We start from the raw sequence: 7971 nt of genomic DNA on the forward strand, positions 1-7971 counted from the left end.
GGGAAAAGCTTTATCCAGGAAAAGGAAATCTGCCCAATGCCGGAGTTTTGTTCAAGGGAGAAATTTTGCGCGAATATCCTGATATTGCAGAGATCTTTTTGAGAGAAACCGCCAAAGCTGTGGAATGGGTCAATGCCAATCCCAAGGAAGCAGCAAAATTGAGTTACGATATCATGCGCGTGAAGCCCGAAGAAGTGGAACTGTTTTTGTCTCGCGTAAATTTTAATTTTAGAAATTCGGAAGATGTGGTGGATGATGTGAGTCATTATCTTCATGTGCTGAATGAAGCTGGTTACGGAAAGCGGGAGTTTGGGGATTTGAAAGAGTTGTTTATTTAGCATGAATTGATGATTTAAAATTATTAATGTAAGGATGCGAAAATTTGTTTTTGTAAATTTTAAATTTTCGTATCCTTACTTTTTTGCACTTTTTAATCGGGTTTTGTTAAATATCATTCCAAATCTCCTAATATTTCTCTAAAATGCTAAAAATAGCATTTTCAAGAAATGAGTCCGCCATTATTGATTTCAAATCATTTTACTTCACCGAAAACTCCAATCCCAGCGATCCAAAATAATTATCAAACTGATAATAGTCATCATTGGAAATGTTTTTCAGATAACCGCCTTGCAGTGACAGCTTGACCGTTTTAATTCCCCAGTTGACGGCGAAACTGCGGCTCAATTCTGCCCAGAGGAGTGACCGTTCATCTGATCGTGTGCTGCCCGAAATATCGACATTGCCTTCGAGGTCGTAAATTTTCCGGTTGTGATAATTTTTCCAGTAATATTTGGAACCCAACTGAAATTTGACATAGCCGGGCAGAAAATGAGTAAAATTGAGCGAAAGCTCGTGTCCGCTGTAGCCGTAAGGATCATCGAACAACTCATCTTCTGTGAACAAGTCGTCGCTGTTCATCACGGCTGCTGATCCGGTCACTAAACCAGGATTTAATCGATTCAAATACTGAAAACTGACAGAGGTTTTCTCTCCGAGCGCCTGCGCAATTTTTACGCTACTCACCAACTGATCAACGCTTGGCATTTCAATGTATTCGAAATTTCTTCTTCCGTAAGAGATTTGCAGAGGAATGTAATTTTTCAAACCGTATCTCAAATTCAGTGTGATTGAAGTGCCTGATTGAAAAAACGTGTTCAATTGTCCGTAAAAATAATGCTCCCAATAGCTGAATTCCGGCAGTTCCGTGTAATTTCTGTTATTGAGAATGTAGCCGAATCTACCGATCAAGTTGCTACGGAAATATATTTTACTGTTGATGTATCCTTGAATTTTCCAGTAATCGTAGTAATTGTAAACGCCCGTGCCGTCCTGTAGAGACCAATTGGCTCCGAAGTAAAAAGTTCTTTTGTCAGAGTTTGTAGTATAGCCGTCATAGCCTAACTTCTGGTTGTGGTAGCGTCTGTCGGAATATTCCTTGAAAAAATTGAAATTGCCCTGATAGTAAACTCTCGATTGAATTTTTTCACCTGCCATAATGTGGCTCATCTTAAAGCCAACGTAGTCGTTAGCATCGGCGAGTTGCTTGTAGTTGTAAAAGGAGTTGGTCTGGTAAATGAGATATTGAGAAATTGAAATGTTGGTTTGGCTATTCACTGGCAGAGAAATAGCTAAAAGCCCAAATATTAACAACGTGAAAATTATCCAGTTTTTCATTTGTGTTACCTCTTGATTTGATTTTATGGGAAAATTTGAAATTTTACTGGTTGAATGTCTTGCTGATATTCATTTAAAACAACAGCCTCCGCTTTTATGTTTTGAAGAGCGGAGACTGCCTGTCTTGAAATGGAAACACATCAAGGGAGCTTATCTGTTACGTCCGCCTGATCCTTTGGGACCTGTGCCGTCGCAGACGCCTGTTCCGCTACCGTTACCTGCGCCTTTGAAACCTTTGGACCCGCGTCCCATTTGTCCGTGTCCTCTGTTGCCCATCTGCCCGAACTTGTTCCCGCTGCCATCCTGCGGTTTGACCCAGTCCGGATCCTGGCAATTGGGGATTCCGTCGCCATCTGCGTCCTGCATACGATCGTTGATTCCGTCGCCATCTTCATCGATGAAGCCGTTCCAGCGTTTGCCTTTGTCCGGATTCACAGGAACGTAGTCCGGGTCCTGACCGTTGGGAATGCCATCGCCGTCATCATCAGGCGCGAGATCGTTGTAGCCGTCGCCATTTTCGTCGACAAAACCTTTTCCATGGACGCCTTTCTGGCTGCCGTTTTGTGCGAAACTGTTGCTACTGAACGCAACGAACATCAGGAACATTGCTGCGATCGCGACAATTGAGAGTTTTGTGAGTTGTTTCATCGTACACCTCCGATTAGTTAGTAGATTAATAAGTGATTAAAAAAGTAATTAATTTCAAATTCACTATGTCATTAGGCAAGAGGTGTGCCATGAAATTTATTCTGTCTGTAACAATAATAATATCAATTAATTATTGACATGTAGTCTTTGGCACAAAACCTCTTTTGTTCGACCAGACGGGCGAGATGGACAACCAATCGGTCGAGCTTTGTTTAGGGTTTTTGTATTCTTGCTTAAAAATGAAATTTGCGTTTAGCGCTAAAAAGTAGGAAACTTCTTGTTGAGGTTGTTGTTAAAATAGGTGTTTTATTGCGCTGAAAAAATATCAGATATATTTCTGCGAATCGGAAAATCGCAATTAACGAACGAGAACTGGGAATGAAAGGAAAACCTTCTGTTAGAAACCATTGGTTGCTTATTTTATCCGGATTGATGTGGAGCGGCGTTGGCGTTTTGTTGAACAGTTTTGCCATCAGATGGCTGACGCGCTACCAGCAAAATCAGGCCATCTTTGCGGAAATTGTTGGTGTCGCGTTGGGTATTGCCATTGCGGTTTTTGGTTTTAACAAGATCGCCAGCAAAAACATCCGGCGCATTTTAAATTTGCCGGACAAAGTATGCGTGTTTGCTTTTCAGGAATGGAAAAGTTACATCTTGATTGGCGTGATGATGGCAATGGGTATTTTATTGCGTAACTCAACATTTGTGCCCAAATTGCTGCTGTCGCCGGTGTACGTCGGCATTGGCAGCGCGCTGTTCTTCTCCAGTTTTCTTTATTACAAAAGTTTCTTTGCTCGCCCAAAAAAAATCTAACCCAATTTCGAGTTGAGGGAAACTACCATGAATAAATCAGCAAAATTACGTATTTTCATCTGGATCGTATTTATCGTCGGAGGAATTGTCGCGGGTACAGCGACTGATATTCGGCTGTTCGGCGGATACCCCAGAAATTTTCTTTTTCACGCGTTGAGTTTCAGTGCGGGTGCGGTTTTATTTATCTTTGTCATGCGCAGTAGCCGCCACACAGGCCGTGTTCTGGCAAAATTCGGCAGAGAAGGCGACTTACCGCGTATGGAAACAAACCGCCTCGTCAAGACAGATGTCTATGACTGTATGCGTCATCCCATGCATCTTGGATTACTGTTTTTTCCTCTTGCCATTGCTTTGCTTGTGGGAAGTTTGAGCTTTATTCTTTTTTATGCGCCGCTGGAAATGTTAATCATGGTGCTGATGATTAAATATATTGAAGAAAAGGAAGCGATACGGAAATTCGGGGATGAATATCGGAAATATAGTGCAGAAGTGCCATTTTTCAATTTCTCGTTGAACTGTCTCAAAAAATTGGTTTCAGCGGTAGGTAAAAGTAAAAATGCGTAAAATTTAATGACTTTCTAATTTATCAGGGAAAAAGAGCCTATTGATTTTTACACTCTTCCCACCAAACTCAAAAACTTCAACTTCCAAACCATCCTGATCGCTTCGCGGATGATTTTTTTGGACATTTTGGAGCTACCGGCTTCGCGGTCAGTGAAGACGATGGGAATTTCGCAAATGCGGAAGCCTTTTTTCCATGCCTTGAAATTCATTTCTATTTGGAAAGAATAACCGTCAGAGCGAACGTCGTCTAAATTAATTTTCTCCAGTACTTCGCGGCGGAAGCATTTGAAGCCTCCGGTGGAATCCTTGACGGGAAGTCCGGTGATGATTTGCGTGTATTTATTCGCGCCCACGGAGAGTATCAGTCGCGAAAGAGGCCAATTGATGACATTTACGCCTGTGACGTAGCGAGAGCCGATGACCAGATCGCATTCTTTCATTTTGCTCAGAAAATTAGGAATCTCATCCGGATTATGAGAAAAATCGGCATCCATTTCAAAGATGTAGTCATATCCTTTCTCAATCGCGTATTTGAAACCCGCAACATAGGCGGTTCCTAATCCAGCTTTTTTGGCGCGTTTCATGAGATGAATATTGGAGTATTTTTGCATCAGCTTTTCCACGATTTCAGCAGTGCCATCAGGTGAACTGTCGTCGACAATGAGGACGTCCAGATTGTCGATGCCGAGCAGCAGAATTCGTTCGATGAGATTTTCGATGTTTTCAGCTTCGTTGTAAGTTGGAATGACGATTAAAGATTTCATGGCAACTCCGCAAATTTAGCGATTGTTTCGGCTCTATCTCAATTTCTTATACTGTTTTTTAAATTTTTTCAAGCCTTCTTCCACGTCCGATAGTTTTACCCCTATTTCTCGGCTAGCTTTATCAACGATAAGTCCGGAATTGAGGGGTCTGGGTGCATCTTGTTTCAGTTCTGCGGTGGTAATTGGTGTAATTAGATTTTTGTCCAGATTAAAAATTTCGGCAATCTTCAGCGCAAAATTGTAACGGTCGATGACTTCGCTGCCGGCAACGTGAAAAATATCCCATTTCTCCAGTTCAATGATTTTCAAAATTGCCGCCGCCAAATCATCAGCGAGAGTTGGGCTGCCCAGTTGATCGGTAACGATAGTCACCGGCTTTTTTTCGCGCAGCGCAGAAATGAGCCAGGTGACGAAATTGGGCCTGACATTTATCCCGACGCCGTAGAGCACCATGGTGCGCACAATGGCAAATTCCAGGTCTGACGCAAGAAGCGCGTTTTCGCTGGCGAGTTTTGATTTTCCGTAATAGCCCAGCGGCGCGCATTTATCTTCTTCAGAGTAAGGGCCATTGTTGCCATCGAAAACGTAGTCCGTGGATAGATGCACAATTCTCGAGCCGATTTTTCGCGCCGCATAAATGAGATTTTCCACGCCTTCCACATTGATGCGCCAGCACAGTTCCTTTTGCTTTTCACAGGCATCCACATTGGTCATTGCTGCGGTGTTAATGATGTAATGTGGATAAATTGTAAGTACAGTTTTTCTTACGGCTCGCCTGTCCGTGATATCCAGCGGCTGATATTGGAAACCCTTGGCTTTAACAAAAGCATGGTCGTGAACATCTATCCCAAAAACGCTGTATTTCAATTTTAATGCTTGCTCTAAAACTTTCTGACCCAACAATCCATTCACACCAGTTATCAGCAAAGTTGACATTCTCAAAACCCCTGTTTGTTGTTACATCGCATCAGTTGCTAATTCTCGTATCCCTTCAGCTCCTTTTCGAGTACATTTCAATCCAGCGACTCTATTGGCAAATTCTGCTGCTTTTTCCGGATCATTACTCTTCATAAATTTACAAATAAAACCAGCCATAAAAGCGTCTCCGCTGCCGGTTACATCAACGACATTTTTGACAGGGAAGGCGGGAATCAATTTCGCTGCGCGAGCGCCGTTTTTTTGCCATGCAAGAATTGATCCTTTTGAGCCGAGCGTGATATTTACAATTTTCAAACGTTCGCGTATAAGCGTCCTGGCAAATTCAGAAATTTCAACTATCGACGGCGAGTCATTTCGCATCAGATTAGCTGCCTCTTTTTCATTCAACTGGAGCACATCGACTTCGGAGACCCATTTTTTCCAATCGTCGCGATAGTGGTAAAATCTTTTCCCGTCTTCGGCAATGCCCAGCGACAAGCTGTGAAAATCCATGAAAATCGGAACTTCTATTCGCCGGCAAAATTGAACAAACGTTGTCAGCGACATTTCTTTTCCGGTGATAAAATTCACCAGATAACCATCCATATTTTTCGGCGCTAACAATTGTTCCAATTTCAACGGCGGCATGAGATTGCTGATGTATTCATCCCGTTGTTCTCTGTCTCGATAAACAAGCCGCACCGCGGTATTTTTTTGCTTAATTTTATAAATAAAATCAGTTCCAATTTTCCCCAGCGCAGTGAGTTCCGCGATGACCTGATCAAAGATATCATCGCCCAAATTGCAGACCGGAAAAATTTTGTCACTTTGATCCATCACGTGCCGTAGCATGAGGATAGTGTAAAAAATTCCGCCCAGTCCTCGCCCTTCACTGCGGTCAAGGTAAATTGTATGATCGTTATTAATCGTTCCGATGACACAAAAATTCATGAAATTTTCAAGAAAAGTTAAACTTTTGCTCTGACAATTTGTTTCCTGAATTCTGTTCCGAGTTTCGAGTTGTGAGTTATAAATTACAGATTGTTGGTTTTACTTTTTGCTATTAGTTTTAGAGCCCTTCAAGCTTATCTCAAAATTTTCAACTAATAACTACAACATCGGGATTACTTTTCTCTACTCAAAACTCAGAGCTACAAACCCGAAGCAAAAACTTTATTGATACGGATAAAAAATATAAAAGATCAACGAAATTCCGCCCAGAACCCAGGCGCCGGCTTTGACTTCAGAGGCACGGCCTGAAAGCAATTTTATCAACGGATACACAACCAGACCGGCGGTGATGCCGATTCCCAGATTGTAAGTGAAAGCCATGAATATGATTGTTACGAACGCCGGAATGAGCTCTGTCATGTCGTCAAAGTCAATTTTCTTGACGGAATCGATCATGAGAATTCCCACGATGATCAGCGCGGGGCCGTAAGCGCATTTCGGGATTGCCGTCAAAATTGGCGTGAAAAACAACGCCAGCAAAAACATCATGGCAGTGACAAAAGTTGTGAAGCCGGTGCGGCCTCCTTCTTCGATTCCGGCGGCGGATTCGATGTAGCTGCCTGTGGTGGTTGTTCCGCAGCACGCGCCGACTACCGTGGCAACGGCGTCTGCCAACATGGGTTTTTCGATTTCCGGGAGATTGCCATTTTCATCTAAAAATCCCGCCCGGGCGCTTACGCCGATGAGAGTGCCGATAGTATCGACAAAATCCATCAGAAAGATTGACAGCAAAATGGGCAAAAATCCGATGGTGAAAACTTCAGCAAAATTAAATTTGAACGCAATGGGCGCGATCGACGGCGGCGTGGAAATGATTCCCTGGGGTAATTCGATGCCGGGCAGATTGACGCCGACGGCTTTGAGGATGTACGCCAGAATTGTCGTTGACAAAATGCCAACCATGATCGAGCCGCGAACTTTGCGAATCATGAGCAGCGACATCAGGAAAAAAGCAAATAGCGCGAGGAGAACTTCCGGCGAGGTAAGTTTTCCGATACCGACGGGCACGGAATCCATTTTGACGACAATGCCGGTGTCCATCAGTCCGATAAATGTGAGAAATAAGCCAATGCCAACGATAAAAGCATATTTCAAATTTAAGGGAATGGCGTCAGCTAACCAGCCGCGCAATCCGATTAGCGTAATCAGCACAAAAATGATTCCGCCGATCAAAACAGCGGTGATTCCCGCCTGCCAGGAAGCGCCCATGGCCAGGACGACAGTGAATGCGATAAAGGCATTTTCTCCCATGTACGGCGCGATGGCAATTGGTCTGTTCGCATAAAATGCCATCATCAGCGAGCCGACTACCGCAGCGATGATAGTCGCCACTGTGGATGGGCCTTTGGGGATTCCGGCGGCTGCCAGAATTCCCGGATTGACTACGATGATGTAGGACATGGTCAGAAAAGTCGTGATGCCGGCGATTGTTTCCTGTTTGTAGCTGGTGCCAAATTGATCAAATTTAAAAAATTTTCGCATGGGAAATTCTCCTCTTTATTTGATCAAGATTTTTATTTTGGGAGCTTGCTGCCTGACTTTTTGAATGACTCGTATTTTCGCAGAATATCTTCGTCTT

At 43.3% G+C, this 7971-nt stretch carries 9 protein-coding genes; 3 read left to right on the top strand and 6 right to left on the bottom strand.

The window, feature by feature from the left end; all coding sequences use genetic code 11:
- Window positions 1-338, top strand: a 338-nt coding sequence (locus GXO74_06405; GenBank protein NOZ61295.1) for a hypothetical protein, incomplete at its 5' end; no start/stop codon positions are given.
- A 199-nt stretch (window positions 339-537) separates the two neighbouring features.
- On the opposite strand, the gene GXO74_06410 is transcribed toward GXO74_06405, so the two are convergent.
- Together GXO74_06410 and GXO74_06415 are read right to left on the bottom strand one after the other, a co-directional pair.
- Complete coding sequence (locus GXO74_06410; GenBank protein ID NOZ61296.1) at window positions 538-1674, bottom strand: hypothetical protein; 1137 nt, start codon at window positions 1672-1674, stop codon at window positions 538-540.
- 150 nt (window positions 1675-1824) lie between these two features.
- On the bottom strand, window positions 1825-2322 hold the full coding sequence (locus tag GXO74_06415; GenBank protein ID NOZ61297.1) for a hypothetical protein: 498 nt from the start codon (window positions 2320-2322) through the stop codon (window positions 1825-1827).
- Window positions 2323-2700: 378 nt separating this feature from the next.
- Between GXO74_06415 and GXO74_06420 the strand changes: the two genes are divergently transcribed.
- On the top strand, window positions 2701-3135 hold the full coding sequence (locus tag GXO74_06420) for a hypothetical protein (protein ID NOZ61298.1): 435 nt from the start codon (window positions 2701-2703) through the stop codon (window positions 3133-3135).
- A 27-nt stretch (window positions 3136-3162) separates the two neighbouring features.
- The gene (locus GXO74_06425) at window positions 3163-3699 is read left to right on the top strand and encodes an isoprenylcysteine carboxylmethyltransferase family protein (GenBank protein NOZ61299.1); all 537 of its coding nucleotides are present in this window, start codon (window positions 3163-3165) and stop codon (window positions 3697-3699) included.
- Window positions 3700-3746: 47 nt separating this feature from the next.
- Here the strand turns inward: GXO74_06425 and GXO74_06430 are convergent, their stop codons facing one another.
- The 4 genes from GXO74_06430 to GXO74_06445 form a co-directional block, all read right to left on the bottom strand.
- The gene (locus GXO74_06430) at window positions 3747-4463 is read right to left on the bottom strand and encodes a polyprenol monophosphomannose synthase (GenBank protein ID NOZ61300.1); all 717 of its coding nucleotides are present in this window, start codon (window positions 4461-4463) and stop codon (window positions 3747-3749) included.
- A gap of 33 nt (window positions 4464-4496) precedes the next feature.
- Window positions 4497-5399 carry a dTDP-4-dehydrorhamnose reductase gene (gene rfbD / locus GXO74_06435; GenBank protein NOZ61301.1) on the bottom strand — a complete coding sequence of 301 codons (903 nt, stop codon included), beginning with the start codon at window positions 5397-5399 and terminating at the stop codon, window positions 4497-4499.
- A 21-nt stretch (window positions 5400-5420) separates the two neighbouring features.
- Window positions 5421-6332 (bottom strand): carbohydrate kinase family protein, encoded by a 912-nt coding sequence (locus GXO74_06440; GenBank protein NOZ61302.1) that lies wholly within the window; start codon window positions 6330-6332, stop codon window positions 5421-5423.
- Between the two features lie 222 nt (window positions 6333-6554).
- On the bottom strand, window positions 6555-7874 hold the full coding sequence (locus GXO74_06445) for an NCS2 family permease (protein ID NOZ61303.1): 1320 nt from the start codon (window positions 7872-7874) through the stop codon (window positions 6555-6557).
- Window positions 7875-7971 lie beyond the last annotated feature (97 nt).

The organism is Calditrichota bacterium (genome assembly GCA_013152715.1).
Lineage (GTDB): Bacteria > Zhuqueibacterota > Zhuqueibacteria > Thermofontimicrobiales > Thermofontimicrobiaceae > 4484-87.